Consider the following 3,001-nt stretch of genomic DNA (forward strand, 5'->3'; position numbering starts at 1 on the left):
CGGCGCCTGCGGCCGTCGTCCTGGCGCCGACCGACCGCGGACCTGGGAGGTGTGCGCCGGCGCAGCAGGGCAGTGACCTGCCGACACCCGGCCGAGGGCTGCGGCGGCCGCGCCCCGGACGTCGTCCTGGCGCCGGCCGACCGCGGACCTGGGAGGTGTGCGCCGGTGCAGCAGGGCAGTGACCTGCCGACACCCGGCCGAGGGCTGCGGCGGCCGCGCCCCGGACGTCGTCCTGGCGCGCACCGACCCTTACTTCAGTCGGGCGATCTCGCGCTCCTTGGCGGCCTTGACCGTCTCCAGCGCCTCGGCGCGGTCGCGGTAGCCCTGGACCTCGACGATCTTGCCCTCGGGCTGCTTGTAGATCTCGAAGAAGTGCGAGATCTCCGTCTTGAGCTGGGCGGAGATGTCGTCGAGGGAGTCGACACCGTTCCAGTTGGGGTCGGCGACCGGCACGCAGATGACCTTGTCGTCGACCTCGCCCTGGTCGATCATCTTGAAGAGGCCGATGACGCGGACCGGGATCCGGCAGCCGGGGAAGGTCGCGTCGGACACGAGGGTCAGGGCGTCGAGCGGATCGCCGTCCTCGCCGAGGGTGTCGGTGATGAAGCCGTAGTCGGCCGGATAGACGACGGACGAGTAGAGGTAGCGATCGAAGACGATCGCGCCGACCTCCTCGTCCCACTCGTACTTGTTACGGGACCCCTTGGGGATCTCCACGAACATCAGCAGGTCGTCGGACACGGGCGCGATTCTACGGTGCGGGCGTCACAGAAGGGGGCCGACGCCCCACCGGGCGGACGGCGTTCGGGGCCCCGGCCCTTGGAACGAGCGCGCGGATCGGGATACTGGGTCCGTGAGTACCGCTGACGCCACCCTCGCCATCAACACGATCCGGACGCTGTCGATCGACGCCGTCCAGAAGGCGAACTCGGGTCACCCGGGTCTGCCGCTGGCCTTCGCGCCGGTCGCCTACCTCCTGTACGCGGAGCGGATGAAGCACGACCCGTCCGAGCCCGCGTGGCTGGACCGAGACCGCTTCGTGCTCTCCGCGGGGCACGGGTCGGTGCTCCAGTACGCCGCGCTGCACCTGGCGGGCTACGACCTCTCGATCGACGATCTGAAGCAGTTCCGCCAGTGGGGCTCCAAGACGCCGGGGCACCCCGAGCGCGAGTTCCACCTGCCGTCCGCCGACGCCGGCCCGGACGCCACGCCGCTGCCGCTGACGGAGGGCATCGAGGTCACGACCGGCCCGCTGGGCCAGGGCATCTCGAACGCCGTCGGCATCGCGATGGCCGAGAGCTTCCTGCGCCAGAAGTACGGCGCCGACGTGCAGGACCACCGGACGTACTGCATCGCCTCCGACGGCGACCTGATGGAGGGCATCTCCGCCGAGGCCTCGTCCTTCGCCGGCCACCTCGGCCTGGGCAAGCTCATCGTCTTCTACGACGACAACGACATCTCGCTCGACGGCCCGACGTCGATGTCCTTCACCGAGGACGTCGAGAAGCGGTACCAGGCGTACGACTGGCAGACGCTGCGCGTCACCGACGTCAACGACCTCGACCAGCTCCGCAGGGTGCTCGACGAGGCCGAGGCCAACACGACGCAGCCGACCCTGATCCACGTGAAGTCGGTCATCGGCTACCCGTCGCCGAACAAGCAGGGCACGAGCAAGGCCCACGGTTCGCCGCTGGGCGACGACGAGGTCAAGCTGACGAAGGAGGCCCTCGGCTGGGATCCCGAGGCGCAGTTCCTCGTCCCCGACGGCGTGTACGACGCGTTCCGCGCGGGCAACCCGGGCCCCGAGGCGCACAAGGCCTGGCACGAGCGCTACACCGCCTGGCGCGAGGCCGACGCCGACCGCGCCGCGGAGTGGGACGCCGCGTGGGACGGCAAGCCGCTGCCGGGTCTGAAGGACGCGCTGAAGGCCCTCGAGCCCGCGAAGGAGGCGTCCCGGATCTCGGGCAAGCGCGCGATGGCCGCGTTCGCGCCGTTCGTCCCGACCCTCGTCGGCGGCGCCGCGGACCTCTCGTCCTCCACGAACACGGTCCTCCCGGACGCCGAGTTCTTCACGAAGGACGGCGCCGGTCAGAACGTGCACTTCGGCGTGCGCGAGCACGGCATGGGCGCGATCGTCAACGGCCTGGCCGCGCACGGCGGCATCGTCCGCCCGTACGGCTCCACGTTCCTGCAGTTCGTCGACTACATGCGCGGCGCGGTCCGCCTGTCGGCCCTCCAGAACCTGCACACCGCCTGGGTCTACACGCACGACTCCGTCGCGCTGGGCGAGGACGGCCCGACCCACCAGCCGGTCGAGCACCTCGCGTCGCTGCGCGCGATGCCGATCGTGACCGTCCTGCGCCCCGGCGACTCCGTGGAGACCTTCGCCGCCTGGGGGACGATCCTCGAGGACGTCGACGGCCCGGCGGTGCTGGCGCTGTCGCGGCAGAACCTCGAGCCGCTGCCGCGCGACGGCGGCGACGAGGCCGCGTGGGTCGGCGTGCCGAAGGGCGGCTACGTCGTGTCCGATCCCGAGGGCGGCGAGCCGGACGTCGTCGTCATCGGCACCGGGTCCGAGGTCAACGTGGCCGTGGGCGCCGCGAAGCTGCTCGGCGAGCAGGGCGTCAAGGCGCGCGTCGTCTCGCTGCCGTCCTGGGAGCTCTTCGACCAGCAGGACGAGGACTACCGCCTCGACGTCCTGCCGGTGAACGTCCCGAAGGTCGCGGTCGAGGCCGGCGTGACGATGGGCTGGGAGCGCTACGCCGACACGACGGTCGGCATCGACCGCTTCGGCGCCTCGGCCCCGGCCGGCGTGCTGATGGAGAAGTTCGGCATCACCGCCGAGAACGTGGCCGCGCGGGCGCACGAGCTGCTCGGGGCCTGAGGGACCGGGGCGGGGCCGGTTGCTGGCCCCGCCGGGCGGTTCCGGCCTCGGCGATCCGGCGACCCGCGGGGCGCGCCCGGCGGATCGCGACCGGGTGGGCCGGCCGCGGCGGGCGCC

2 protein-coding genes are annotated in these 3,001 nt (G+C 72.0%); one reads left to right on the forward strand and one right to left on the reverse strand.

What is annotated here, in order from left to right; translation table 11 throughout:
• Positions 1–249 precede the first annotated feature (249 nt).
• Entirely contained in the window at positions 250–741 is a 492-nt protein-coding gene (locus tag Q7T67_RS08290; protein ID WP_304787948.1) for an inorganic diphosphatase, read from the reverse strand.
• Between the two features lie 112 nt (positions 742–853).
• Here Q7T67_RS08290 and tkt point away from each other — a divergent pair, with 112 nt between their 5' ends.
• The gene (gene tkt, locus Q7T67_RS08295) at positions 854–2,884 is read left to right on the forward strand and encodes a transketolase (protein WP_304787950.1); all 2,031 of its coding nucleotides are present in this window, start codon (positions 854–856) and stop codon (positions 2,882–2,884) included.
• Positions 2,885–3,001: the final 117 nt, after the last annotated feature.

The organism is Patulibacter sp. (assembly GCF_030655195.1).
GTDB lineage: Bacteria > Actinomycetota > Thermoleophilia > Solirubrobacterales > Solirubrobacteraceae > Patulibacter.